Below are 24,453 nucleotides of genomic sequence, written 5' to 3'. Positions count from 1 at the left end.
CGATCGTCCGAACTGGTGGGGTGGGGGCCATGGACGTGGTGATGCTGATCGGGGTCGGGCTCCTCACCGGGGTGACGACCGTGTTGTTCGGTTTCGGCGGGGGCTTCGTCGCGGTACCGGTAGTGGTCTGGGCGGATGCCGCGCTCGGCGCGGACGCGATGCGGGTGGCGACGGCCACCTCGGCGCTGGTGATGCTGGTGAACGCGGGATTCGCGACGGCCGTCACACCACGGCGTGTGCTCCTCGCGCTCCGGGGCAGCGGCAGGCTGCTCCTCCTGCTGGCTGCCGGTGCCGCGGCCGGCGCGCTCGCGACGCGCCTCGCCCCGGTTGCCGTGGCCCACTGGGCATTCGTCGTGTACTGCGCTTTCACCATCGCCGACCTGCTGCTGCGTCCCGGGTTCCTGCGTCCGCCGCCCCGGGGCGGCGCGATATCCGACGCGCCACGCCGGCTGCCGGCGGTCCTCGGTGCACCGATCGGTGCGGTCGCGGCCTTCCTCGGTGTGGGTGGCAGTGTCATGACCGTGCCCGCGATGCGCCGGGCCGGTCACACCATGCACGTCGCCACCACGCTGGCCAACCCCCTCACACTCGCGATCGCGCTCCCCGCCACCGCGATGTCCCTGGGCGCGGCGGCGGTTCCCGCCGCCGCGCACGCGCACGTGCACCTGGTGGGCCTCGTGGACCTGCGCGCGGCCTCGGCACTGCTCCTGGGTGCCCTGCCTGTCATCGCCGTACTGCGGCGGCGCCCGCCTGCCATCCCCGACCGTATCCACGCCTGGGCCTACATCGGGCTGCTTGCCCTGGTGACCGCTGTGATGCTGCTCCTGACGTAGACGACGGCCCCCGCGGACCGACGCGGGGTGATGCCATGTGCGGTGGGACGTGCGGGCGCCGTGACCCGCGCTGTGTTGCGCGGGCCGCCGTCGAAGGAAACCTCGCCTCAGCCGCCCGCGTGGGTGCGTGCCACGAGGAGAGCGACATCGTCCTCCGACGGCGCGTCCGAGGTCATGCGTGCGACGACACGGTCGCACAGGGCTTCGAGGTCCGCGGGCGGCTGTCGTAGCGCGTCGACCAACCGGTCGAGTCCGACGTCGATATCGGCGTGCCGGGACTCCACCAGCCCGTCGGTGTACAGGGCGAGCAGCGTGCCTTCGGCGAGTTCCAGGTCGACGGACTCGTAGGGGCCGGTGCCGGTACCGACCGGCGGGCCCACCGGTGTGCCGGCGATCGCGGCGTGGCCGTCGGGCGTGACCAGTACAGGTGGCGGGTGACCGGCACGTGCCAGCGTGCAGATCCGGGTGGCCGGGTCGTAGACGCAGTAGAGGCAGGTCCCGCCGGTGACCGACGCGTGCCCGAGGGACCAGGTGCCCGACTCCGCGAGCTGGGTGGTGACCTTGTCCAGATGGTCGAGCAGTTCCGCCGGGGGCTGGTCGAGGACGGCCAGCGTGTGAACCGCGGTGCGCATCCGTCCCATGGCGGCGGCCGCGTTGACGCCGTGGCCGACGACGTCGCCGATCACCAGGGCGATTCTGCCCCCGGGCAGTTCGATGGTGTCCATCCAGTCCCCGCCGACGCCCTCGTGCCGGTCCGAGGGCAGGTAGCGGTGGGCCACATTCATCGTGGCTCCGCCGGACAGCGCCTGGGGCAGGAGACTGCGCTGCAGGGTGAGGGCCGCGGCCCGTTCCCGCGCGTACCGGCGCGCGTTGTCGAGACTCAGCGACGCCTGGACGACGAGTTCTTCGGCCAGCAGCAGATCCTCGCGGGAGAAGGGGACGAGGTTGTCGTTCCGCACGAACACGGCGATGCCGAGCACGGTGCCGCGGGCCCTGAGCGGGATCACCATCACCGAGTGCATGCCGGTCTCGCGGATGAGCCGCCTGCGCTGGGGATCGTTGTCCAGCCATGTCCCCGGGCCCGTTTTCATGACCGGCTCGAAGTATGACCGATCGCCGTACAGCGCGGTCAGGAACGGAGACGCGGGGGGTACGTACACCACGTCGCCCACGGTGAACGCGGCCTCGGGCTTGCCCCCGTGGACGGAGGCGAGACCGGCGCGGCGGAAGACGGGGACGCCGGATTCCGCCTCGGGCAGCCGCTCCAGCGGCTCACCGCCCAGCGGTACGGCATCGGCCAGGTCCACGGTTACGTAGTCGGCGAGTGTCGGCACGGCGATGTCCGCGAGTTCCTGTGCGGTCCTCACCACATCGAGGGTGGTGCCGATGCGTCGCGCCGCCCTGCCGAGCAGCGCCAGGCGCTCGCGCTCGCCGCTCTTGGTGACCAGGGAGATCGTGCACACTCCCAGCGGAGACCCGGCCCCGGGGGCGAGCGGGAAGACGGAGGAGGAAGAGACGATCTCCCGGCCGTCCTCCGGGGAAACCCACCGGACCAGGCTCTCCGTGACCGGCTCCTTCGACCTCAGCACCTTGCGCAGCACCGGCTCGATGGTGGTCCGGTCGAAACCACGCATGGCGTGCCGTGTCGACGGTGTGGGCGCGTTCGCCTCGAAGAGGCTCACGACCTCCCTGCAGGTCCGGTTCGACCACACCAGCCGCATGTCCGCGTCCCACACCCCCACGGCCAGCGTCGACCGGTCGAGGAGCGACGCCGCCGCTTCGACGTTCTCCGCTCCGTCCGGCGCGTCCGTGACGGCAACGAACCAGCAGCGCGCACCGTCCTCGCCCGAAAGCGCGATGATCTCCACCGTCAGGCGCAGGCTCCTGCCCTCCGCGTGCGTGACCTCCACGACGCCGGCGACGCTCTGCCGATCGCCCCCTCGGTCCAGGGCTCCAGGGGCGGGAGGCCAGGACGCGATCTCGGCCGAAGCCGTGAGGAGCTGCTGCACCGGATGCCCGACGATGTCCTGCGCACGGTGTCCGAGCAACCGCCGGCAGCCCTCCCCCCACGCCACGACGGTTCCGTCGGAGTCGAGCAGGGCCAGTGCGGGAGTGGGCGCCTCCGGCACCTGTGCGAAGCCGGCGGAGTGCGTCACTGTGGGATCGGCCTCGGGCTCGTACACCATTCCGATACCCTCCGTAGCCACCCTTGGTCTACGCTCCCTCCCAGCGTAACGAGCAGCGTCCTTGATCGGGCCGCCGAGCGGTTCACCGTGCCGCGAGGGGAGGATCCGCCGGCCCGCGGCCCGTGTTCCGCCGACGGCCTTCGCGGGATGGTGGTGCCGGCGGCGACGGTGAAGGCCTCCCGGCGGGTCCGGACCGGTCGTGGTGCCGGAGAAAAGGCGCTGAGGCCGGCCGTAGGCCGCGCTGCGCGCAACGCGTAGACGGACCCCTGGCACCGGCCTGCCGGAGAACAGCCGCCGCCTGCACCGTCGGGTGCCCTCTGCCTCGGCCGCGCCGGGACGAGCGGCACGACCTCCTCCGCGAACCGGCGGATCTGCGTCTCGTCGGCTTCCTCGGGCCGGCGGACGAACGCGGTGAACGGCTGTTCGGTGGCGTGGCGTTCGATCTCCTCGGCCCAGCCGCACACGTCCGTACGGATCGGTGCGGACCCGACCAGGCCGGCGCGCCGGTGCGCGGCCGGATCGATCGTGCCGGACAACCGCCCGGCCCGGGTCACCTCTGACGGCGCACGCCCGCTCTCCCCGGCCGCCCTGTCGGTGATCGCGTTCGAGGGCCTCACCGCTCGTACGGAAGATACGAGGGGACGGGCGCCGCCCAGCTCTCGCCGAACCTGCCGGTGACCGCGAGACCGCACGAACCCCGTGCACCGATCCAGACCGGTACGGCCGGTCCTTGACTGGCTGTACTGGACACGGACGCGAACACGGACACGGACGCGCCGTCGTGCGTCACCGCCACACCGGGCTGCCGCAGCTCACGCATCAGCTCGACCGCTTCGGCAAGCGCACGCGGTCCCTCGGCGGACGCGCACCGGGGTGTCCCCATCGAGGCGATGGTATCCCAGTAGCCGCCCCGCCGAGGCCCAGCACGAACCTGCCGCCGGAGACGCGGGTGAGCGATGACGACGTGCGGGCGAGCGTGCCCGGCTGCCGCAGCGGCAGGTTCGCCACATCGGGCAGGACCGTGACGCGCGTGCGTGCCGGCAGTCGCCCGATGAAGACGAAAGCGACGTGACTGTCGACGTGCTGACGGTCTCGCACACCGATCAGGTTCAGGCCTGAGTGCTCGGCCACGGCGGCCAGCCGGTAGCCGTGCTCGATATCAGCGCCGGGGACAGCGAGAGGCCGAACCGGACGGTCATGACGCCCCTCCGGGCAGATCGAGCACCACACGGCCGCCGCCGCTGAGCGCGGCGGCTTCGTGAGCCTCGGCGATCTCCTCCAGCGGATAACGCGCGGCGATGGGATACCGCAGGTCGCCGACCGCCAGGGCCTGCGTGAGCTCGGTCGCGGCGCGCTGGTTGGCCTGTTCGGGGAAGTCGTCGTTGCTGAGGAAGCGCACGGTCACGTTCTTGTACGCCAGGGTCCAGTAGGGCACGGACGGGTGTGGGCTGCTGGTGGCGTACGTGGCGATGACGGCGTGGTAGGCGGCCGTCTCGACTTAGTGGTCGGCTTCAGAAGTCCTTCGGGGGTTGCGGGGTTCACGACTTGCTGCGCATCCCCGACCCGGGATGCGCAAATCCGTTGCCCTGGCTCTTCCTTGGTGACCTGCGGTGGTCCAGGCCAGTGACTTACTGGCTCACCAGGCGGGGCGGATCGGCCCCGGTGGCGTAAGTCGGGTCAAGTCGGCGACAAGTTCACTGAAGCGCGCTTCGCCCAGCGCCTCTCGCCATGGCGCGACGGCAGCCCGGGCTGCCTCGTCGGCGGCGCGAGTGGCGGCCCAGCCGGCCTCGGTCAGCCCCAAGAGCCGGGCGCGGGCATCGTGGGGGTGTGGATGTCGCACAACGTACCCCTTGCGGACCAGCTCCTCGACCAGCTGGGCGGCGGCCTGTTTGGTCACCCCCAGGTGTTCGGCCAGGTTGGCCGTAGTGGAGCCGCCCAGGGAGATGCGGGCAAAGGCGAAGCCGTGTGCAGGCCGCAGGTCCTCGAATCCCTGCTGGGACACGCGAGCGTGGATCTCCTGCACCAACTGTCCCGAGAGTGCCAGCACGAGTGCGGAGAAGGCCAGAGCGTCATCCATGGCTTGACTATAACTCGGCAAGCTGCTTGTCTTTATGGACAAGTTACTTGTCTACAAGGAGGCTGGCATGCCCTTCATCCGCAGTGACGAGGCCGTCGTGCACGAGATCCATGGCGGCCGCTTCGTTTCCTACGTCCGCCCGGACACGGGCAGCCGGGACCTCGCCGCATGGCGCGGCGAGGTCCCGGCCGGAATGGTGGGTCCGGCCCACACGATCAGTCATGAGGAGACGTTCTACGTTCTATCCGGCCGCCTCTGGATCACCATCGCCGGCGAGAGCGCCGAACTCGGCGTCGGTGACGCAGCCGTGGCTCCGGCAGGCTCCGAGCTGGCGGTTGCCAATACCACCGACCAGCCCGCGCACATGTGGGTCACTACACGGGTCGGACTCAGCGCCAAGCTGGCCGACGGCAGCACCGTCACGCCGCCCTGGACTCATTAGGCCCACAGAGGGTCGGTGGGTCACGCTTCCCGGATCAGCGCCGCCTCGGTCGCAGCCACACCGTCCATCTTCTGCTGCCGGGTAAGGGTACGTACGCGAGCAAAGTAGCGCAGACCCACGGCGGTGCCCGGCAAGAGCCGCCCGCTGGGCCAGGGCAAGGTCATCAAGCATGGCGTGGATGATGCCGCATCCGATGCGGCGGGGTGTGACCCGTCGTGATCCACTTCTCCCGATCGGCCCGTCTGCCATGCCCGTTTGCCCGGCCCGCCCGATAGTTGCGACCGCCGCCGAGCGTGAGCGGTTGAAGAAGATGGCCTACGGCCACAAGACCGAGCACCGACTGCGGGTCCGCGCGCAGATCATCCTGCACGCGGCACGGGGGCGCTCCAACGCGCGGAACGCCCGCGAGACGGGCCTGCACCTGGACACGGTCCGTGCCTGGCGGGGCCGGTTCGCCCACGGCGGGCTGCCGGCCCTGGCCGACCACAAGCGCTCAGGGCGCCCGGCCCGCTTCAACCCCGTGCAAATCGCCGAGGCCAAGGCGCTGGCCTGCCAGTTACCCGCCGAGACCGGCGTACCGTTGTCGCGCTGGTCCTGCCCAGAGCTGGCCGCCGAGCTGACCGCGCGCGGGATCACCGACAGCGTCTCCGCGTCCACAGTGCGCCGCTGGCTGCGCGAGGACGCACTCAAGCCCTGGCAGTACCGGTCCTGGATCTTTATCCGCGACCCCAACTTCCGCGCCAAGGCCCAGCGTGTCCTTGACCTGTATGCCCGCACGTTCGAGGACGTCCCGCTGGGCGAGGACGAGTACGTCGTCTCCAGCGACGAGAAGACCTCCGTCCAAGCCCGCTGCCGCTGCCACCCGACCCTGGCCCCGGGCCGGGCCCGGGCGATGCGCGTCAACCACGAGTACGGCCGCGGCGGCGCGCTGGCCTACCTCGCCGCCTACGACGTCCACCGCGCCAAGGTCTTCGGGCGTTGCGAGCCCAAGACCGGCATCATCCCCTTCATGAACCTGGTCGAGCAGGTCATGGCCACCGAGCCCTACGCCGGTGCGAAACGCGTCTTCTGGGTCGTCGACAACGGCTCCTCCCACCGCGGCCAACGGGCTATCGACCGCCTGGCCAGCAGGTTTCCGAACGCCGTCATGGTCCACACCCCCGTCCACGCCTCCTGGACGAACCAGATCGAGATCTTCTTCTCCGTCGTTCAGCGCAAGGTCGACCAACCCAACGACTTCACGGACCTGACCCAGGTCCGGGACCGGCTCAGAGCGTTCGAAGACCGCTACAACCCCACGGCACAGCCGTTCCAGTGGAGGTTCACCACCTCCGACCTGGACGATCTACTGGCCCGGCTCGACCGACACACACCCGCCGACCGACAAGAAGAATCCTCCGTCGCCCTGGCAGCCTGATCAACCCCCGAAGGACTTCCGGAGCCGACCACTTAGTCGGCGATGCCCGAGTCGAAGGCGAGGTCGGCGACGCGGTCGAGGCCGCGGCCTGCGGTGATGTCGTTGATCCCGGCGATGAGGGCGTCGCTCGGACCAGCGTTTCGCAGGACGTGGTGCGCGCCCGCGGCGAGGGCCGCCTCGACCTCCCTCTCGTGCCGTACCGTGCCGATGACACGCGCGCCGGCGGCGACGGCGGCCCGGCCGACCGCACCGACGGCGCCGGTCACGAGGACGTACTGGCCGTGCACCGGCCGTCGGCCATGATGGCGCGGTGGCCGGTGATGCCGGGGATGCCCACCACCGCTCCCTGCTCGAAGGGGACCTCCTCGTGGAGTGGTACGGCGTGACCGGCCGGCACGGTGACGTACTCGGCCGCCGTGCCGAACGGACGGTAGAGCTGCGCCAGATACACCCAGACCCGTGTTCCGACGCGCTCCGCCGGGGCACCGTCGCCCACCGCGTCGACACGCCGGCGCCGTCGCCGTGCGGCACCACGCGCGGGTACGGCATGACGGAGCCCGGCATGCCCTCGCGCTTGCCGAGGTCGCCCGCGTGGATGCCGGAGACGGCCACCCGTACCCGGACTTCACCCTCGGCGGGCTCCGGGGTCGGCAGGACACCGGCCTGCAGCACATCGGCGGCCGGGCCCTGACGGTGGTACCAGGGGGCGCGCACGGGTCATACCTCCTCGATGTCGGGCTCGGTGCCTTCCTCCGCACTGACCATCTCGGCGATCGTGGCGAAGAAAGCGGCGATGCCCGGGCGGTTGGCTCCTTTGGTCCGGGAACCCGCGAAGTCATGCGGAGCACGCCGGGTCACGATGTCGAGCCACTGGTCGTCCGGGAGCCGGACCAGATGGGCGTCGAGGAAGCCGGTGCGGTCGGCACGGAAGTCGGCGAGCATGCCGGGCCGGGCGTGGAGCAGGTCCTCTACTCGGTGAGGCTCCACGCGGAACCTCGTGAGCTCGATGGTGGTCGCAGGCCCTCGAGGGATTTAGTCACTAATATTGACTATGTAAACCAGGGTAACGCGTGCGGAAGGTCGCTGTGCTTCACGTCCGCACCGACGGCCGAGACGGCGGAGCGATCGCCGTCCGGCCGGCTGGTTTCCGAGGGGCCGTCGCGTCGAGCAGACCTCAGGAAAGGGCGACTTGGGTGGCAGTACAGAGCCGGCGCCTGCGAGACGAACGTGCGGTGTCCGCGATCGGACGGAGCAGCCGGAGCGGACGAGACGCCCGCGGACCCGCCTTCGGCACCGTCCAGCGCAACCGCCGCGCCGCGGCCGTTGCTGATGCGCCGAGGTCACACCTGTTGTTCCATGGAAGGACAAGGAGCGCACTACGCGTGGCCTCTGCGGATTGAGGCAGTGGGCCCGCTCTCGTGGCATGTCGACCTGCCTGCCCTGACGGTGTCCGACGCCTGAGTTGTCTGCTCCCGCACACTGCTCCCACGAGTCCGGAAGGCGCGATCCCGTTGGTTTCCCCCGCTTCCGACGAAGGCCCGCCCCCGGGCCTCTTTGCTGATGACGTCGCGGCATTGGCGGCCGGCGTGACGGGAGAGGTCTTCCAGCCGGGCGATGCCGGCTACGGTGTGGAGTGTGCGACCTTCAACCTGGCCCTCACACACAGGCCGGCCGTCGCGGTGGGCGCGGCCGAGCCGGCCGATGTCCAGGCCGCGGTGCGGTTCGCGACCGCCGATGGCCTGGCCGTTGCCGTACTCGCCACGGGGCATCAGGCCATCGTGCCGGCCGACGGGGCCGTACTGATCAACACACGGAGGATGTCGGCGGTCACCGCCGATCCCAGCAGCCGCAGGGCGCTCGTCCAGGCAGGGGCCCGTGTTCAGCAAGTGATCGACGGGGCCGCCGAGTTCGACCTGTCACCGATGGTGGGTTCCTCGCCGTCCGTCGGCGTCGTGGGATTCACCCTCGGCGGGGGCCTCAGCCCCACCTTCGGCAGAGCCTTCGGATGGGGCGCCGACTATGTGCACGCGATCGAAGTGGTCACAGCCGACGGGCGGCTCAGGCGTGTCAGCGCGCGGGAGGAGCCGGACCTGTTCTGGGCCCTGCGCGGTAGCCGCAGCAACATGGGTGTCGTGACCGCCGTGGAGATGGAACTTCACGACGTGACACGACTGTACGGAGGCGGGCTGTTCTTCTCCGGGAGGGACGCAGCCTCCGTGCTGGACGCCTACCGCGGTTTCACCGCCTCCGTGCCCGACCAGCTGACATCCTCCATCGCCCTCCTGCGGATGCCGGACGTTGCGTCCGTCCCGGAGCTGCTGCGCGACGCGTTTATGGTCCACATACGGATCGCCTACGTCGGGACGGCCGCGGAGGGCGATCGTCTCGCCATGCCTTTGCGGAGGGCCGTTCCACCGGTACTCGACACGCTCGGTGACATGCCCTTGACGGACTTCGCATCCATCCACAACGACCCGGTCGACCCGCTGTTCTTCCGCGAATGGACGGCGATGCTCAGGGAGTTCACGCCGGAGGCGGTGGACACCCTGATCGACATCGCGGGGCCGGGGACGGATCCTCCGGTGGAGTTCGACGAGGTGCGTCATCTCGGTGGTGCGTTCGGGAGGCAGGTGGGGCCGCCGAGCGCGGTGGGGAACCGCGACGCCGCATTCGCCGTCTGGATCATGTCCACGGGGCCGTCCTCGGTGGGTGACGCAACACGAGTTCGCGGAGGCTGTGTTGGCAGGACTTCAGCCGTGGAGCACCGGACAGGTCTACCTCAACTTCACCTCGTCCGATACGACGCCCGTGAGCGACATGTACACGCCCGAGACCTATGCGCGGCTGCAGGCGGTCAAGGCGTGTTACGACCCGGGGAACGTGTTTCGTCTCAACCAGAACGTTCCGCCGCACCGCGAGAAATGACGAACTCACCGAGGAAATCTGCCGCTTGTGCCCGGGTGGACTCGCGCGGGCAGGCCGTCACCAGATCGTCTCCGACCCGGGCCGATCGCCGTACGCGGCGCCTCGCCGGCACCGTCGCCGGGACGGGGGCTCCCCGGCGGGGGCGTCCGAACCTCTGCACCCGCGCATCGTGTGTGCGCTCTCGTCGACGCCTTAAGTGAGAGAGGGTCCGTGGTCACGAACACCGGTCCTCTGTCGCCCGGCGTACACGAGATCCCCATCGACGGCGTGGCTCAGCGCTACCACGTCGCCGGCTCCGGACCGGTGTGCCTGGTCCATCCGGGAGGACCGGGTTTCGCCTGGAACTACCTGAGAATGCCCGCCGTGGAAGACCGTCTGACCGCGGTGTACATCGAGCCCATCGGCACCGGTGGGTCCGGTCGTCTGGCCACCCACCCGAACGGGTACACGAGGGACGCGTACGGCAGGGCGCTCGACGGACTGATCGGCCACCTCGGCATACCGAAGGTGTATCTGCTCGGACACTCACACGGCGGTTTCGTCGCCCAGTACTACGCTCGCAAGCACGGCGACCGGTTGGCCGGGATCGTCCTGTACGAGAGCGCACCCGCGGTCGGACCGGAGTTCTTCTCCGAAGCCGCCCGCACTATGGAGGCCTTCGCTCGCGAGAACGCCGGCAACCCGGAGTTGCCGGACATCCTCGATGCCTGGAAGTCCGTCCCCGCGATCGCCGACGACGCGGCCTTCACGACGGTCGCTCGCCGGCTGTTCCCCGCCTATGTCGCCGACTACTGGGGACGCGAGGGGGAGTTCGCACCCATCCGGGAGTCGCTCGTCGGTTCCCACATCTCGGGTCTCGACGAGCACCTGGCTCCCGTGACCTTCGACGACCGGGCCGCACTGAGTTCCATCACCACGGCGACCTCGGTGATCGTGGGCCGCCACGACTTCATCTGCGGCCCCCGCTGGGCTCGCGAGATTCACGAACGTGTCCCACACTCCCGCCTCACCGTCCTGGAAAACAGCGGCCACTTCGGTCACATCGAGGAACCCCGGGTGTTCGCGGACGCTGTCGCCGAATGCGTCACCCGCACTCCGGGGTGAGTCCCTCGCCTCGCGGTCGCACGGGAGGCCAGGGCCGCCACCGCCCGCGGGACGATGACGATGCCCTGGAGCCCCGGCGCGGTCCGCGCGGTGGCGGAGAGGGAGTTGCCGGCCACGACCGCACGTTCCGCTGCGCGTAGTCGTGGCCGGCCGGCACGATCGTGCCGCGACTCGGCCCCGGGCTGTGGAGCCGGTGGAAACGTCTACGGCTCGATCGGGGCGAACAGCGCGTTGATGGTCCGATTGCCGTTCATGGTGAGCTCGTAGCTCGGAGCGGTGACGTCCAGTTCCACGCCGTCGACCGCCCAGGCGTCGAACCGGTAGCCGGGGTTGGGGAAGGCGGTGACGGTGACCCGCGTGCCGGGGTCGTACGGACCGTATTCGCTGACCCTGACCGTGCCACCGGCCGCAGGGGTGGTGAACAGGGTGAGGGAGCTGCGGTTGGTCACCGTGGAGGGCCGGTAGGCGGCCAGGATGTCGGCGTTCTGCCGTGCGACGGCGGCGTTGTTGTTCATTGCGTTGCCAAGGGGCTGGTCGCCCCAGACCCGCTCGGTGTTGGAGTACGCGTTGACGACGTTGCAGGGCTGGGGGCAGGCGGTGGAGTAGGCCATGAGCGTACGGTGCTGCCCGTTGGGTGTGACCCAGCCGTAGTTGAAGGAGCCCGCGGGGGGTGTCCCGCCCTGTCGCGAGACCGTCAGGCGGTCGTGCTGCATGCCGAAGTTGTGGCCGATCTCGTGTGCGAGGTTCTCCCACCCCGTCACGGAGTAGATGCTGGTGACCGAGAACGCGTTACGGTCGGTCGTCGCGGACGGGCCGGAACTGGGCAGGTCGGACGCCCCGGAACTGTCCTCCACGGGGACGGAGGCGAGGAGGGCCACCAGGTCGGCGCCGTAGCGCTGCCGCTGGGCATTGGCCGTGACGCCGAGGACCGTGTTCGTGGGGTTGTTGATCATGCCCAGCAGTGTGTTCACGTTCTCACGGGGGACCCCCGTGGCCGCGGTCTGATAGGTGTTGACGACGTGCACACTGGCCGGCACGTTGCTGTTCGCGAGTGCTCTGTTGAGCTGGTTCACGCCATAGCCGATGCGGCTCAGGACCGCCGAGACGCTGCCGAGCTCGTTGACAGTGGCCGGAGTGTAGGCGGCGACGATGTCGATGGCCGCCGGGTTGTCGGGCGTGGCGGCCCGCTGCCCCGGCTTCTGGGGCTTGTGTGGCTTGTGCGGCTTCTTCGCGGGGACGTCGACCGTGTCGACACCGCGTCCACTGGGCGGCAGTTTCAGGGAGTCGATCTCCTGCAGTACGTACTGTCCCGCGTGCTTCTTCGCCAGCGGCTCGTACATGTATTGGTGGAAGCCGACCTGGATCGCGCCGGAGAGGGTGACCGGCCCGTTGGTGCACGCTCCGATCACGGTGACGGAGATCGTGTTCTCGGAGTTCTTCGGGTCGTGGCCACCCCAGTACACCGAGCCGTCCGCATTCCGGCGCTGGAAGTCCTGCACCGCGGTGAACGGCTTACCGTGCTTGAACAGAGGGAAAGTGAGACGCTGGGGTTTGCCCTCCTTCTGCTTGCCGCACAGCGAACGGAACGCCTTGGCGTCCGTGCTCATCGTGGCGGAGCGCATGACCCAGGGCTCGTGCTTTCCCCCGGCGGACGCGGCAGGGGCGGTCAGGGCCAGTGACAGGGTGACGGTGAGGGCGGTCGCCGCGCAGGAGGCGGTGAGCGGGAAACGACGACGCATGAGGTACGTGAGCCTTTCCGTGAGGATTTCCGCCTTGTATTCCGCGCCGACCATCGCGCCACGCCGGTACGCATGTCCCCACACAGCCGAGCGGACCGAGGTTCACCCGAATAAACCGGGACAGCCCCCTGACCTCGAGGTCCAGGCCGGACGGACCCCTCTGCCCGTGGTGGTGGCGTCCTCCCCGTGTCCTCGCCCGAGCGCGGGGCGAAGCACCTCGCCCCATCGGTGCCGGCGGGGCGCCACGGCGTCGCTCTGGCCCGGGATTCCCGGTGACATGCCGTCACTGGGGTACACCCGCGGCTCCCGATGCGACTTCCGTTGCCTGACGTCGTACACCACGAGTGTGGCCGGCCGACGGCTCAGGCGGCGATGCCGCGGAATCCTTTCGTGAAGATCGAACTCATGATCCGTGTTCCGGTATGGCGTTTTGGGCCGGACGATAGGAGAAATCACTCTGCGAACCGAGGGGGAACAAGATGAGAAAACGATGGGCGAGTTTCGCGCTGGTGGCCGGAGCCATGCTGGCGACGACGCTCGGTACCTCGGCTGAGACCCGGGCGCAGCCGCTGATCCTCTGCCCCAGCAACGCGATCTGTGTGTGGACGGGGCAATACCACACAGGCACCCGCTATGTGTGGACGGGCGGCTACCACGACCTGCCCAGCAACTTCACCGACCACGTGGGTTCCTTCCGGGCCAACAGAAGCGGCGCCTTCATCGACTGGGCCAGCGGCAAGGACTGCCATCCGGTGAGCAAGGGGGACTACGCGGATTTCTACCGGAACGGATTCGGCGGAAAGATGGACGCGGTGGGCGACAACTGCTGACGCGACCAGGTGTCGAATGATGCCCCTGCGGCCTGCGGGGGCATTACCGCGCCGCGGGTAACGGGCGTCATATCAACGGCAGTCAAGGACGAGACCGGCGTGTCACGAAGCCACGGCAGTCGCGGGTAACGGTCGACGACCTTCCAGCGAACCGTGCTCCGGCGACGAGCGAGTGCGTCAGTTCCGTCGCACGTCGAGAAGGTGCTGTTGTTCGTTCAAGTCGAAGGGCGAAGGGCGAGCGGATGATGGTGACCCGACCGGTGTGAACCGGGAGCGCGTAGTCGCATGGCGGCGGACGACGACGACGGGGGAGCCCTCAGTGATGAGCCATCAGGTGTCCGGCGTGGCGGCTCGGGCGGGGAGGCTTCGCGCAGACCGGGCCGGGGACGCAGATCTCGTTGCCCTCCGGGCCCCCGGATCCATCCGCGAGAGTCCATTTGGCCCACGTCGGTGGGCGTCGCGCCGAGTTCCGTCGGGCGACCGACCCATTCCGCGTGAGGGGTAGCGGAAGTGGCGGCGAGTTCAGTGTGCGCGCGGCCCACCCTTCCGGGGTCCGGGACGACGATGACGTCGACGGAGACCGAATCGGGATGGGGCCTGGCGGTATCCACGGGCCGCGCACTGCGCGCACCGGCTTCCTCGCCGGAGGCGCTCGGAGTCGAGCGCCTGCGCCCAGTACCGGCCCGGCGCCGAGTCGTCCCTGGCTGTGACATTCACCCGCACGAATCGCAGCGCCATGCCGCTGACCCGATGCGCGGAGGGTGAACTGGCGGCCGGGTCTGCCTGATTCGGAGGTGCGGCCGGAAGAGTCGGTCTCGACTTCCCGGCAGGCTGGCCGGCGTGGAGAAGGCCGCCGTATGTCGCGTGACTGCCAGAAACACTCCGCACGGGCGGCCTGCGTGGCGCGGGGGTTCACGGTCCGGTGTGCAGCGACTGCCTTTCCTTGAGGACGGCCGCGGTCCGCAGACACCAGTCCCGGTGTTCCCGCTCGAAGGCCAGGCCGCGCAGGCAGGTGAGGTACGGGCCGATCCGCCGGCCCCGGCGCAGGAACTCGTCCTCCTCCGCGTCGCCGCGCAGTTGCCGCAGCAGTGTGCCGAACAGTTCGATCTTGCCCTCGGCTGCGGACGCCCGCTCCTCCAGTTGCTCGATCACACGTACGGTGCCGACGCCGTCTGCGGCCTGGACCTTGACGAGCAGGTCATCGCGGATGAACGAGGGCTTCGACGCGGCAGCGGCGAACTCCTCCAGTTCGGTGTGACCGGCGTCCGTGACGTGGAACAGACGCTTGTTGGGTCGACTCTCCTGGACCACTTCCCGGCCCGCGACCAGCCCCTCCTTCTCCAGCCTGGCCAGCTCCGCGTACAGCTGTTGGGGCAGGGCGTGCCAGAAGTTCGCGACGCCGACGTCGAACGCCTTCGCCAACTGGTATCCGCTGTACTCGCCGTCGAGAAGTGCGGCCAGCACGGCATGTCGCAAGGCCATCGAAGCAGCCCCTTCCCTTTTCTTCGTCCGCTCCTGCATCATACTCAAGAAACTGACTAGTCTCATTGATGAATACGAGGAGGGTCCATGGAGGCTGCCGAGCGTTTCCGTGCCGCGGTGGAGAAGGGTGAACTCGACGCGCTGGAGGACCTGTTCAGCGAGGACATCCGCTTCTACAGTCCGGTGAAGTTCATCCCCTTCCACGGCAAGCCCATGGTGCTGGGGCTCTTCGGCGTCCTGCTGCGCATCTTCGAGGACTTTCGCTACATCGGACACTTCGAGGGCGCTGCGGAGACCAGCACCGACGGCGAGGAAGCTCCGTCGGTGATCCTGCCTTTCCGGACCGCCGTGGAGGGCAAGCAGATCCACGGCATCGACCTGCTCCAGTTCGACGCGACGGGCCGGATCAAGGAGTTCACCGTGATGGTCCGCCCCCAGTCCGCTGTGCATGCCCTGGGACAGGCGGTACTTGCGGGCCTGATCGCCGATGGCCTCGTCCCCGGACCCGCCGACCGATAGAGGCACCACAGGTGGGGGCCGGGGCCGGTACCTGGCACGGGCGGCTCTGTCATGCCCTTGCGCATGGTTCACGCGGCGGCGCGGCACATCGGGTGCATGGACGCGGTCCTCGTCGCGCACCGGGATGTGGGGCATACCCCCGGGGCCCGTGCTCGATGGTGCGTGCTGTATCCGAAGTGGACGGCGAACGCGTCGGCTACGCACCGCGTCGGGGCGTCGTCGTTGACCGAGGTGCACGGTGAGCTGGGTGGCCGCCCCGCCGGGGACGACCCTGCGGTCGGTGCCGCGTGTTGCTCCGCCCGGGCGGACGACGATCGCCCCCGGCCGTGGCCGTCAACCAGCGACGACGCCTCCCGTCATCATCGCGTCAACTTCGGCTGCGGATGACGGACATCAGGAGCCCGTGGGTCTCGGCGTCGGCCGCTGCGACGAGCCCGCGGCTCGATGCTCCGATCGGCGAACCGTCGATCCCCGTGACCACGCACCCGGCAGCCCGGCAGAGAGCTATGCCGGCGGCGAAGTGCACACTGCCCAACAGGTCGCCGCCATCGGTCACGTACGCGGCCCGTTTTCCCGCCGCGACCCACGCCAGGGCCAAGGTCGTGGACACGACGCGCGGCCGGAAGTGCTCGGCGAAACCCGGGTGAGCCAGCAGGTCCACGGCCCGGAAGCCGGGGGCGTTCGGAAACGGCGGATCCAGGTTCACATCCACCAAGCGCGTGACGGGCGTGGGCGTCAGTTGCGGGTCCGCCCTGTCCGGCCGACCCCAAGCGGTCTCGCCGTCCGTGAAGAAGACATCACCGCTGAACGGGTCGGCCACGGCGGCTGCCCCGTTGCGCAACGCCACGTTGACGGCCACCAGCATGCTGCCGACAGCGTAGTTGAGCGTGCCGCACAGGGGATCCACCAGCCACTGCCGTACGGCACCGAGCTGGCCCTGCTGCCCGCCTTCTTCTCCGAGCACCGCGTCATGGGGCCGCGCGGCGCGGATGACGCGGAGAATCCGCCGTTCGGCCTCCACATCGGCGGTCGTGGCGAAGTCTCCGGCGCCCTTGTCGATACGGGTGAGCCGCCGGCCGTACAGCGTGCGCACCACGTCCGCGCCGGCGCATGCCGCGACCATGGCTACCTCGGCGTCGTCGGCGGCTGCACGCGAGTTGCTCACCGTGCGGAGAGTACCGGGGCGAGGCAGTGGCCAACGCCATCGGTCCCCGCCACGGCGCCACAGCGTCAAGGGGGTTGGTCGCAGGGGGGATTCTACGGAGGCCGCCATCGGACCGGATGCATGGGGCGCCTTGCCGAGCGCCCGTCGAGCCATCTGGTGGGCCCCTCGGCGAGGGGCCCACCAGGTCTCGGAATGGTCATCGAGGTTCGGTCAGGCGTTGTCGCAGGAGACAGCCGGACCGTGGAGCCGGGGGAGCGGGCGTGGCGCCCGCCGATCACCAGGCGAGGGCACGGTGTTCACCGCAGGCCCGATGCCCAGGCAGCCGCCGCCGTCGCCATCGTCTCGTTCCTCCTCCGGGTCTGTCCGTTGAGGACTCTTGGAGACTGCTGGATTCGGCCCACCACATTCCTATCCCGCGGAACGCCCCGACGGGCGCCCCGGTGCAGTGATGTGGAGGGTCACCGCGACCGGTGGCAGCGCGTACGGCGTGTCCGTGCCGAAGTCGAGCCGGGCGAGGTAATCGCCCGGTCCGGTCGTCCGGGTCGCGCGCGCGTCCAGGGTCACGGTGACGGTGACGCCGGCCCCGGGCCGCAGGGTGAGCCGTTGTGCGCTCTCCTTCAGCCAGGGGACGTCCGAGGCCGGATCGACCGCGAAGCCGGGCAGGTTCTCCACCACTGAGGTGACGGCCAGCCCGCCGGTTCCGCCGCCGACCTTGTAGAAGCCGAGTGCGCCGCCGCCGCGGTAGGTGGCGGTGACCGCGTTGGGCAGAGTGCTCCAGGCGCCCTTGTGCGGGTCGTAGGCGAAGCTCTGGTTGCTCAGGTCGTCGCCGCTCACGCCGCCGGACACCACCAGCAGGCCGTTCGCGGCGGCGTACGCCGAGCCCCACAACGGCACCGGCATGTCCGCGAGTCGCGCCCATGTGTCGGACGCCGGGTCGTAGACATACGTGTGAGCGATGTTCCCGGCGTCGGTCGCACCGCCGCCGCAGTAGAGCTTGCCCTCGACGGGCGCGCAGGACACCCAGGAGACAGGCTCGGGGTAGTCGGTGGCCTGGGTCCAGGTGTCGCTTGCCGGGTCGTACACGGTGACGTCGGAGACGCCGCAGCCCACGTCGCAGCCGCCGACGAGGTAGAGCTTCCCGTCGAGTACGGCGGAGCCCGAACCCGCGTGCGGGCGCGGATCGGGGGCACCGGCCGACCACGTGTCGGTGGCGGTGTCGTACACCTCCAGCTTCGCGTCCGGGGCCAGGTCGGAGCCGGACCAGCCGCCGGCGATGTAGAGCTTGTCGCCGATGAAGCCGTGTCCCGGTGCTTCCCGGGCATCGGTGGCGTCGGCCAGTTGCTTCCAGGTGTCGGCGCCCGGGTCGAGGACGTACAGCTCGTTGCTGTCCCCGGTGCCGTTGATGGAGAACCCGGGGTCGCCGAAGCCGGAGTAGAGCTTGCCCTGGTGGCTGTCGGCGGTGATGTCCATCATGGCCGCCGGGAGATCGGGTGCGCTCTGCCAGGAGCTGACCGGGGGCGGTGCCGCGTGGCCCGCGGGTGCGGAGCCGGCGGGGGCGGTGGTGCGGGCGCGGCCGAGCGGATAGTCGCCCTTGACGCGCTGCAGGGGCGCGCCCCGGGCAGCGTCGGGGAGCAGCGTGCCGGCCTGTTCACCCAGCGTCAACGTGGCCTTCGCGGTACCAGTGTTGGTGATTCTCAGTTTCTTCGTGACCTGCTTGCCGGGCGGCGTGGTGGCCTCGATGCTGCCTGGCGTGACGGTCAGCCGTCCGGCCTTCAGGGAGTACGCGACGGCGGTGGCGCGGTCCGCCCGTACGGTCAGTGCCTTCGGCTGGTCGGCGTAGTTGCTCTTGGCCGCGGTGAGGGTGTGCTTGCCGGGATCAGGGGTGAACAGTGAGAAGTACCCGTCGTCCAGCGTGGGGTCCTCGGGAGTGGCCACGGTCTGGGTGCGTACGGCGGGGTCGCTGTCGTCGGTGACGGTGGCGGCCGTCGCGGGCAGGCCGGTGTTCGCGTCCTTCACGGTGCCGACGACCAGGCCGCCGGGCGTGGGGGTGAAGTCGCGCTGCCCGACGAAGACGTCGTCGACACCCCAGAACCAGACGCCCGTTGCCGCGTAGTGGAACCGCAGTTGCACGGAAGGGGCGTTCGCGTAGGCGGAGAGGGGTACGACCACCGGTGTGGGTCCGGCGTAGTACACGCCGTCCTCGGGGGACCAGACCGTCGACCAGGTGGCTCCGCCGTCGTCGGAGGCCTCCACACCGAAGTTCATCCGTGACGGGTTCCAGGTGTACATCATGTCGAAGGCGAGCTCGGGCGTGTCCTTGCCGGTGAAGTCGTAGACGGGGCTGGTGAGGTCGGAGTCCTGGCTCGCGTCCCAGCCGTAGTAGGTGCTGTCCACGACGGCGAAGGAGCCCTCGCCACCGGTGTTGTTGCCCTCGCCTGCCGGGTCGTCGAACTCCCAACCTCCCACGGTGTCAGGTGCGTTGGTGACCGCCCACCCCTGCGGCGGCGCGGTGGTGGAGTCGAAGGTCTCGGTCTTTCCCGTCAGGTGGACCGCGTAGCCCGGGGCGGTGGCGGCCCACGGGTCGGCGGTCAGCCGGAGGTCGGCGGTGAGTGCCTTCCTGCCGACGTGGATCTTCTTGGTCAGGGCGCGGTACCCGGGCGCGACGGCTGCCACGTCGAGGGTGAAGTCGGCGTCGCGCGGCAGTGTCACTTTGTAGGCCCCGGTGGCGGGGTCGCTCCACACGGCGTTGGGGTCACCGGTGACACCGATTTTGGCGTAGAGCGGCCATCCGTGGCCCGAGCCGTCGGTGACCTTGCCCGTGACGGTCTCGCTGGGCACCCGGCTGACGGTGATGTTCCGGGTGAGCGAGACGCCGTCGGCGATCGAGAGGTTCTTCAGGGTGCGGGTGGCGTACCCGAAGGCGGTGGCGGTGACGTCATGGCTGCCGGCCGGCAGGGCCAGGGTGTAGTGGCCCCCGGCGTCGGTGCGGGCGGAGTCGGTCCCCGAGGAGAGCGTGGCACCGACGACGGGCTTGCCCGTGCCGCTGTCGGTGAGTGTCCCGGACAACTGGCCGTGCGGTCCGGTGCGGAAGGACTGCAGTCCGTTCGGGGTGCCGAGGCCGGTGGGACCGTCGTAGCCCTCGGCGGCGCGGCACAGGTACGTGGGATCGCAACTGCCGTTGCTGCCCGCGGTGACGTCGTTGAGCCCGGCGCGGTCGGCGTACGGATAGGCGTTGGGGTAGGTGCCCGCGACCGGGGTGGCCGCGTCCGCGTACACCGAGGCGATGATCGGCGAGGACGCGCTGGTGCCGCCGTAGACCGACCAGCCGGTGTTGCCGTAGGTCTGGTAGACCGCTACGCCTGTCGCCGGGTCGGCCACCGCGGAGACGTCGGCGACGGCACGGTTCGCGCAGCCGGTGTCCTGCTGGAAGGCCGGCTTGGGCTCGTACAGCGAGCACCCGGAGCCCGCGTTCGCCCAGGCAGCCTCGGACCAGCCCCGGGCGCTGTCCCCGTCCCGGTTCAGCGAGGTGCCGCCGACCGAGGTGACGTACGGGGAGGCCGCCGGATACGAGACGCCGTAGGCGTAGTCACCGGACGAAGCGACGACCGCGACGCCCGGGTGGTTGTAGTGCGCGTCGAGGGAGGTGGCCTCCGACGGGTCCTCACCGCTGCCGGGGCCGCCCCGGTAGTCGGTGCCGTACGAGTTGGACACGTACTTGGCTCCCAGCGCCACCGCGGTGTCGACGGACGCGCCGAGGTTGTCGCCGCTCGGGTCGTCGCCCTCGACGAGGAGGATGTGCGCGTTGGGCGCTGCCGCGGAGACCATGTCGAGGTCGAGGGATATCTCGCCCGCCCAGTCGGTGCTCGGCTCCGGGTAGTCCGTGCCGCCTCGCTGGTCCACCTTCGTGAAGCAGCCGTCGGCTGCCGTGCAGGCAGGCAGACCGAACTGCTGCCGGTAGAGGGCGAGATCGGACTCCGCCGCGGGGTCGTCGTAGGCGTCGACGATCGCGATGGTCTGGCCCGCGCCCCCGTCGGAGGGGAGGTTGTAGGCGCTCTGCAGGTCGGTGGGACCGTACCCGGCGGGTGCGGCGGCGGCGCGCAGGCCGCGGGCCGCCGACACGTCGGTGCGGCGCAGCGCGAAGCAGGCGAACTGGCCCGCTTCCGGTGTGCCGCAAACGGGTTTGTACGACGCCTCGCCGCTTCCGGCAGCGGGCGCCGCCGGCGCGGGACCCGCGGACGCCGCCGGCGCCGTCACACCCAGCACCGCGAGTGCGACGGCGCCGAGCAGCGCCAGCGCCCTCGGTCCCCTTCGGCCCGTCAGGGGGCCCGATCTTCCGTGTCTGCGCACCGACCACTCCCGTTGATATTCGGCGAAAGGCGTCCCGTACACCGCAGGAGGCGCCAACGGCACACAGTGGAACTGGTGACCGATCCATGTCAATGGGGTCTCGCGGGAACGCTGATCAATGGGGCGGGTGCGCTCAGCTGGAGTCAACGCCCCTGTGCGTGGGCGAGGTTGGCGCGGCTGGCGCGACGGCGAGGCCGTACGGGGCGCGTACGCCGCGAGCGGTCCGACGCGGACCCGCGGAGGTCGTGCGCGTCGATGGGCGGGTTCAGGCCGGGCGCGAGCCCTGACGCCCGATTCCCGGCCGGGCCGCCGGGCCCGGCGCCGGGCCCGGCGCCGGCCGCACGGACGGACCGCGCGAGGACGGCGACCCGCGGCACGGGGCAGGCGGACCGCCCCGTGGTTGCCTACCGCCGGCCCCGCAGCAGCAGCCGGACGAAGTACGGGGTGCCGACCATCGCCGTCATCAGGCCCGCGCCGAGCTGCGCCGGGGCGATCACGGTGCGGCCGAGCAGGTCCGCGAGGGTGACCAGGACGGCGCCGAGCAGCATGGCCACGGGCAGGACGCGTACATGCCGGCGGTCGGCCAGGGTCCGGGCGGCGTGCGGGGCGACCAGGGCGACGAAGCCGATCGTCCCCGCGGCCGCGACGGCCGCGGCCGTCAGCAGGACGCAGAGCGTCAGGAAGAGCAACCGCTGCCGCGCGGGCCTTACTCACGACCTGAAGAGTGATGCCGGTCTTCGTTCCATCGGCCCGTGGCGCCACCCCTTCCGCTGTCCCTCACGTACTTCGGGTGGACTTCGCGGCTCGGCGACGGGGCTGCGGCACCGACACGTCGAGCGCCGGCGCGGCGGGCCGGGCGGGTCCACGCCGCACGACGACGGGAGCGCCTGCCGACCGTCCCTGTCGGCCGGGGCCGGCGCAGCGGCATCGATTGGCGGCCGGGACCGGTGGGCGACTTCGCGTCCGGCCCCGACAACACACCATGGGTGGAATCCTGGTGGGAAGCGATCAGTTCCCGCCGAAGCGACTGATAGGAATCGAGCAGAAGCCGGGGCGGTGCGCGCCCCAGCGAGCGAAGGCGGGGGAGAGCTGTGGGAGTCCGTAAGGTCGCGAAGGGCGTCGGCGAGATCGTCGTGGAGATCGTAGGGGGCTTTCTCGATGAGCTGATCCCGGGCCTGATCGGCTGCGTCCTCCTCCTGCTGGCCGGTGCCGCCATCGTCGCTCTCGGGCTGGTCGGGTACGCGGCCTGGGATTCCCTTCCGAGGTGATCGTGTCCTTGCTCCTGCGGAAGCCGACCGGCAGTGGCTGGTGACCGATGTGGACGAGGGGGACGCGTGGGCGCCGGGTCCCGCCGGGCGTGGTGACGTGTCAGCCACCCGGCCGCGGGGCCCCGGCGCCCCCGGTATCAGCCCTCCTCGCCCTGTCCCAGACCCAGTCCGGTGGTCCACGCCGTGACGAAGACACCGCCCGAGTAGATGTCCATGGTGCCGGGGAACAGGAACGACGTGCTGAGGCTGGTGTGATCGGGCATGGCCAGTGTCAGCGAGCTGACCTGGATGGTGTCCTCAGCCGTGTCGGGCGCGGAGTAGAAGACACTCGCGTGCAAGGGGGAGTTGGGGCGCAGGACCAGGGAACCGCCCCGGCCGTTGACCGAGAGCGGTATCGGCGTCTTCTGGCTCGGCGGACCACCGACGGATATCAGCGGGATGTCCGTCAGCGTGCAGGCGACGCCGTCGTGGGCGAGCAGTGTGATGTCAAAGCTGCGTTGCCCGATCCCGGAGGAGGCGCCGCCGAAGTAGAACGACACGTCGTTGATGCCGCAGGCGGCGGGCTTGGCCGTGACCTGGTCGGTATCGGCGGTCGCGATTCCGGAACCGGCCAGCAGCGCGGCAGCGATCGCCACCCCGACTGTCGCGGTAGGCGTCATTCGACGCATGGAGAGTCCTTTCGGGCAGGCACATGTCCGTGCCGCCGTATGTCAGGTGTCGTGCCCAGTGGCTGGACCTTGCTCGGAGAGGACCTAACTGAAAGCGCCGAGACCGTCGGGTATGCCGAGCCCGGTGGGGCCGTCCCAGCCCGGCCCCGCGTTGCACACGGAAGCGCTGATGCCCGTGTAGTCGGCACACGCGTGGTAGATCTCGTTGTTGCCGGTGGTGACGTCCTCGAAGTCGGCCGCCGGGGCGCTGTACAGCGACATCGGACCGTTGACCGGGGCCAGGTGGTCCGCCCGGGCGAACAGACCGGCGATGTACGGCGCGGAGGCGCTGGTGCCACCGGCGATGATCCAGCGGTCGGGCACGCCCGAGCCGGGTGCGTCGGTGTCGAAGACGGCGACGCCCGTCGAAGGGTCGGCGTCCGCCGAGACGTCGGTGGCCGAGCGGTGGTGGCCGCAGGCGGCCGTCACCGCGGCGGGCTGGCCTGTGGCGGCCGGAAAGTCCGTCTCGCACCCGCTGCCACCGAGGGTCCACGCCGACGGCGAGCCCGAGTCGGGCAGGGTCACACCGCCGACGCTGATCACCGAGGGCAGATCGGACGGCCAGGACTGATGGATACCGCCGTTGAAGCCGATGTCGCCGGCCGATGCGGTGATCGCGACGCCCTTGTGCGTGAAGGCGGACAGGTCGTAGCCATGGGTGTTCGTCACGTCCGCCGAAAAGCCGTAGCTGACGGAGACGGCCGACGCGCCGTCGGACACCGCGAGGTTCACGGCTTTGGCGAAGTCGCGTGTCGTGACGTCGTTGTTGTCCTGGGAGTCCTGCCAGGGGACGGAGATCTCCAGCAGACGGCAGGACGGGCAGGACGCGGAGGCCACGTCCAGGTCGAGCGAGGTCTCCTCGGCGACCGCCTCCTCCGCCGCGGCACCCTGGGCGGAGGACTGCGGGGCCGGCTGGGCGCCGCCGGTGTAGTTCTTCAGTGTGAGGCAGCCTGACGCCACCGAACAAGCAGGCAGGCCGAATGTCGAACGGTACGTGGCGAGGTCGTGCTTGAGTGTGGCGTCGACGCCTGCGTCAATGATGGCGATGGTCGCGGTGCTGGTCGAAGTGGCAGGCAGGCTGTAGGCGGCGCTCAGGTCCCCGGGCCCGTAGCCGGCCGGTGCGGAGGAACTCAGCGGGGCGGAGCCTCCGGCTTTCTCGGTGACGATCTCGGCGTCGCACTGAGGGCAGACCGGATGGACACCGTGCTTTTCGAGCAGAGTTCCCGCGCCCACCTCGGCGTGGAGCCGGGCAGGTGACTCGCCGCTGTCGGACGCCCGGGGGGAGGACGCGGTCCCGGCTTCGGGGGAGGGGGCGGCGATCCCGGACTGGATGCCCGGCCCGAACAGCGTCACAGAGACAGCTGCCATCCCCACCAGCACGGTGGTACGCCACGACCTCTTCCTCGACGGTC

The 24,453-nt window shown here is 70.2% G+C and carries 22 protein-coding genes and 1 pseudogene; 8 read left to right on the top strand and 15 right to left on the bottom strand.

From position 1 onward, the window contains the following. Positions 1–29 precede the first annotated feature (29 nt). A complete protein-coding gene (locus tag OG310_RS02160) occupies positions 30–833 on the top strand; it encodes a sulfite exporter TauE/SafE family protein (RefSeq protein ID WP_329454149.1) in 804 nt (267 codons plus the stop codon). Between the two features lie 107 nt (positions 834–940). On the opposite strand, the gene OG310_RS02155 is transcribed toward OG310_RS02160, so the two are convergent. From OG310_RS02155 to OG310_RS02140, 5 genes are all read right to left on the bottom strand, one after another. Continuing rightward, positions 941–3,040, bottom strand: coding sequence for a SpoIIE family protein phosphatase (locus tag OG310_RS02155; RefSeq protein WP_329454148.1), 2,100 nt, complete (start codon positions 3,038–3,040; stop codon positions 941–943). Between the two features lie 592 nt (positions 3,041–3,632). Further along, positions 3,633–3,902: a hypothetical protein gene (locus OG310_RS02150; protein WP_329454147.1), complete on the bottom strand. Its 270-nt coding sequence runs from the start codon at positions 3,900–3,902 to the stop codon at positions 3,633–3,635. Continuing rightward, positions 3,839–4,249, bottom strand: a complete 411-nt coding sequence (locus OG310_RS38470; protein ID WP_443078530.1) for an LLM class flavin-dependent oxidoreductase — start codon at positions 4,247–4,249, stop codon at positions 3,839–3,841. The genes OG310_RS02150 and OG310_RS38470 overlap by 64 nt, the downstream gene beginning before the upstream one ends. Then, positions 4,215–4,454: a hypothetical protein gene (locus tag OG310_RS02145; protein ID WP_329454146.1), complete on the bottom strand. Its 240-nt coding sequence runs from the start codon at positions 4,452–4,454 to the stop codon at positions 4,215–4,217. Before OG310_RS02145 ends, OG310_RS38470 begins: the two co-directional genes overlap by 35 nt. 201 nt (positions 4,455–4,655) lie before the next feature. Beyond that, a complete protein-coding gene (locus tag OG310_RS02140; protein WP_329454145.1) occupies positions 4,656–5,096 on the bottom strand; it encodes a MarR family winged helix-turn-helix transcriptional regulator in 441 nt (146 codons plus the stop codon). A 67-nt stretch (positions 5,097–5,163) separates the two neighbouring features. Here OG310_RS02140 and OG310_RS02135 point away from each other — a divergent pair, with 67 nt between their 5' ends. Together OG310_RS02135 and OG310_RS02130 are read left to right on the top strand one after the other, a co-directional pair. After that, a complete protein-coding gene (locus OG310_RS02135; RefSeq protein WP_329454144.1) occupies positions 5,164–5,538 on the top strand; it encodes a cupin domain-containing protein in 375 nt (124 codons plus the stop codon). 310 nt (positions 5,539–5,848) lie between these two features. Further along, positions 5,849–6,955 (top strand): IS630 family transposase, encoded by a 1,107-nt coding sequence (locus OG310_RS02130; protein WP_329459991.1) that lies wholly within the window; start codon positions 5,849–5,851, stop codon positions 6,953–6,955. A gap of 32 nt (positions 6,956–6,987) precedes the next feature. Here the strand turns inward: OG310_RS02130 and OG310_RS02125 are convergent, their stop codons facing one another. The 3 genes from OG310_RS02125 to OG310_RS02115 form a co-directional block, all read right to left on the bottom strand. Beyond that, on the bottom strand, positions 6,988–7,242 hold the full coding sequence (locus OG310_RS02125) for a zinc-binding dehydrogenase (RefSeq protein WP_329454143.1): 255 nt from the start codon (positions 7,240–7,242) through the stop codon (positions 6,988–6,990). Further along, complete coding sequence (locus tag OG310_RS02120) at positions 7,218–7,406, bottom strand: hypothetical protein (protein WP_329454142.1); 189 nt, start codon at positions 7,404–7,406, stop codon at positions 7,218–7,220. Before OG310_RS02120 ends, OG310_RS02125 begins: the two co-directional genes overlap by 25 nt. 266 nt (positions 7,407–7,672) lie before the next feature. Next, positions 7,673–7,942 carry a hypothetical protein gene (locus OG310_RS02115; RefSeq protein WP_329454141.1) on the bottom strand — a complete coding sequence of 90 codons (270 nt, stop codon included), beginning with the start codon at positions 7,940–7,942 and terminating at the stop codon, positions 7,673–7,675. A gap of 524 nt (positions 7,943–8,466) precedes the next feature. Between OG310_RS02115 and OG310_RS02110 the strand changes: the two genes are divergently transcribed. Together OG310_RS02110 and OG310_RS02105 are read left to right on the top strand one after the other, a co-directional pair. Then, positions 8,467–10,080, top strand: coding sequence for an FAD-binding oxidoreductase (locus tag OG310_RS02110; RefSeq protein WP_329454140.1), 1,614 nt, complete (start codon positions 8,467–8,469; stop codon positions 10,078–10,080). 10 nt (positions 10,081–10,090) lie between these two features. Then, entirely contained in the window at positions 10,091–10,984 is an 894-nt protein-coding gene (locus OG310_RS02105) for an alpha/beta fold hydrolase (RefSeq protein WP_329454139.1), read from the top strand. A 203-nt stretch (positions 10,985–11,187) separates the two neighbouring features. Here OG310_RS02105 and OG310_RS02100 read toward each other — a convergent pair whose 3' ends face one another. Next, the gene (locus tag OG310_RS02100) at positions 11,188–12,723 is read right to left on the bottom strand and encodes an InlB B-repeat-containing protein (protein WP_329454138.1); all 1,536 of its coding nucleotides are present in this window, start codon (positions 12,721–12,723) and stop codon (positions 11,188–11,190) included. Between the two features lie 479 nt (positions 12,724–13,202). On the opposite strand from OG310_RS02100, the gene OG310_RS02095 reads away from it, so the two are divergent. After that, positions 13,203–13,553 carry a peptidase inhibitor family I36 protein gene (locus tag OG310_RS02095; RefSeq protein ID WP_329454137.1) on the top strand — a complete coding sequence of 117 codons (351 nt, stop codon included), beginning with the start codon at positions 13,203–13,205 and terminating at the stop codon, positions 13,551–13,553. Positions 13,554–14,465: 912 nt separating this feature from the next. Here the strand turns inward: OG310_RS02095 and OG310_RS02090 are convergent. Then, on the bottom strand, positions 14,466–15,035 hold the full coding sequence (locus OG310_RS02090; RefSeq protein ID WP_329454136.1) for a PadR family transcriptional regulator: 570 nt from the start codon (positions 15,033–15,035) through the stop codon (positions 14,466–14,468). An 87-nt stretch (positions 15,036–15,122) separates the two neighbouring features. Here OG310_RS02090 and OG310_RS02085 point away from each other — a divergent pair, with 87 nt between their 5' ends. Beyond that, entirely contained in the window at positions 15,123–15,554 is a 432-nt protein-coding gene (locus OG310_RS02085; RefSeq protein ID WP_329454135.1) for a nuclear transport factor 2 family protein, read from the top strand. A gap of 367 nt (positions 15,555–15,921) precedes the next feature. Here the strand turns inward: OG310_RS02085 and OG310_RS02080 are convergent, their stop codons facing one another. From OG310_RS02080 to OG310_RS02070, 3 genes and pseudogenes are all read right to left on the bottom strand, one after another. Next, positions 15,922–16,719 (bottom strand): inositol monophosphatase family protein, encoded by a 798-nt coding sequence (locus tag OG310_RS02080; RefSeq protein WP_329454134.1) that lies wholly within the window; start codon positions 16,717–16,719, stop codon positions 15,922–15,924. Positions 16,720–17,127: 408 nt separating this feature from the next. Then, on the bottom strand, positions 17,128–21,066 hold the full coding sequence (locus OG310_RS02075; protein ID WP_329454133.1) for a Kelch repeat-containing protein: 3,939 nt from the start codon (positions 21,064–21,066) through the stop codon (positions 17,128–17,130). Between the two features lie 404 nt (positions 21,067–21,470). Then, a pseudogene (locus tag OG310_RS02070) lies at positions 21,471–21,767 on the bottom strand (iron chelate uptake ABC transporter family permease subunit); the annotation flags it as partial. A 390-nt stretch (positions 21,768–22,157) separates the two neighbouring features. Here OG310_RS02070 and OG310_RS02065 point away from each other — a divergent pair. Beyond that, on the top strand, positions 22,158–22,334 hold the full coding sequence (locus OG310_RS02065) for a hypothetical protein (protein ID WP_329454132.1): 177 nt from the start codon (positions 22,158–22,160) through the stop codon (positions 22,332–22,334). Between the two features lie 137 nt (positions 22,335–22,471). Here the strand turns inward: OG310_RS02065 and OG310_RS02060 are convergent, their stop codons facing one another. Together OG310_RS02060 and OG310_RS02055 are read right to left on the bottom strand one after the other, a co-directional pair. Next, complete coding sequence (locus tag OG310_RS02060) at positions 22,472–23,002, bottom strand: hypothetical protein (RefSeq protein WP_329454131.1); 531 nt, start codon at positions 23,000–23,002, stop codon at positions 22,472–22,474. 84 nt (positions 23,003–23,086) lie between these two features. Next, entirely contained in the window at positions 23,087–24,409 is a 1,323-nt protein-coding gene (locus OG310_RS02055; RefSeq protein WP_329454130.1) for a S8 family serine peptidase, read from the bottom strand. Positions 24,410–24,453 lie beyond the last annotated feature (44 nt).

Origin of the sequence: Streptomyces sp. NBC_01497 (assembly GCF_036250695.1) — a bacterium.
Taxonomy (GTDB): domain Bacteria; phylum Actinomycetota; class Actinomycetes; order Streptomycetales; family Streptomycetaceae; genus Streptomyces.
This window is presented reverse-complemented; position numbering and strand designations above follow the sequence as displayed.